This is a genomic window from Streptomyces sp. XM83C (genome assembly GCF_023072675.1).
Lineage (GTDB): Bacteria > Actinomycetota > Actinomycetes > Streptomycetales > Streptomycetaceae > Streptomyces > Streptomyces thermocoprophilus.
Genome location: NZ_JALLGL010000617.1, coordinates 1 through 973, shown reverse-complemented (window position 1 = coordinate 973; position 973 = coordinate 1). Strand labels below are relative to the sequence as shown.

The window sequence follows — 973 nt, the reverse complement described above, 5'->3', positions numbered from 1 at the left end:
GGACTGGTGAGTCCGGTCGGGCTGAGGGGACGGGTCGGGCTGAGGGGACTGGTCGAGCTGAGGGAGCCGGTCGGGCTGAGGGGGCTGACGGGTCTGGCGGGGTCGGCGGAGCTGTCGGGGGCGGCGGAGCCGACGTGCCCGACCGGAATGGCCGGTCCGGGCGGTCGGTGCGTGGCGATCTGGTGATCCTCTGGCCGGACACGTTCACCGAGCATCTGTCGCCCTCGGTCGGCCGGGCGGCGGTGCGGGTGCTGGAAGCGGCCGGGCTGCGCGTGGCGCTGCCGCCGACACTGCATCTGAAGCGTCCGCCGATCGGGGACGGCCGCACGGTCGCCCTGGACCCGGTGAGTCTGCTGCGGGGCCGAGGCCGGGTCTGCTGCGGCCTGACGTACATCTCCACCGGCCAGCTGGACCGGGCCCGCGCGGTGCTGCGGCGCACCCTGGACCTGATGGAGCCGGTGCTGGAGACGGCCGGCCCGGTCGTCGTGCTGGAGCCGAGCTGTGCGGCGGCCCTGCGCAGCGACCTGCCGGAGCTGCTGCACGACGACCCGCGCGCCGCGCTGCTGGCGGCTCGTGTGCTGACGTTCGCGGAGGCCCTGGAGCGGCACGCCCCGAAGTGGAGACCGCCCCGGCTGGACCGTCCGGTGACCGGGCAGACCCACTGCCATCAGCATGCCGTCCTCGGCGACGGCGCCGACCGTCGGCTGCGCGACGCCGCGGGCCTCACCGGGGAGCTGGAGGGAGGCTGCTGCGGGCTGGCGGGGAACTTCGGCTTCGAACGCGGGCACTTCGAGGTGTCGCGGGCGTGCGCCGAGGACCGCCTCCTGCCGGCCGTCGCCGAGGCGCCGGAGGGCGCGGTGGTGCTCGCCGACGGCTTCTCCTGCCGGACCCAGCTGGAGCAGCTCGCCGGGGTGCGGGGGCGGCATCTGGCGGAGGTCCTCGCCGAGCATCTGGACGGGGGCGAGGTGCCGGG

1 protein-coding gene is annotated in these 973 nt (G+C 76.0%); it reads left to right on the top strand.

What is annotated here, in order from left to right; translation table 11 throughout:
• On the top strand, positions 1-973 hold a 973-nt coding region (locus tag MTQ10_RS30720; protein ID WP_247474065.1), incomplete at both ends, for a (Fe-S)-binding protein.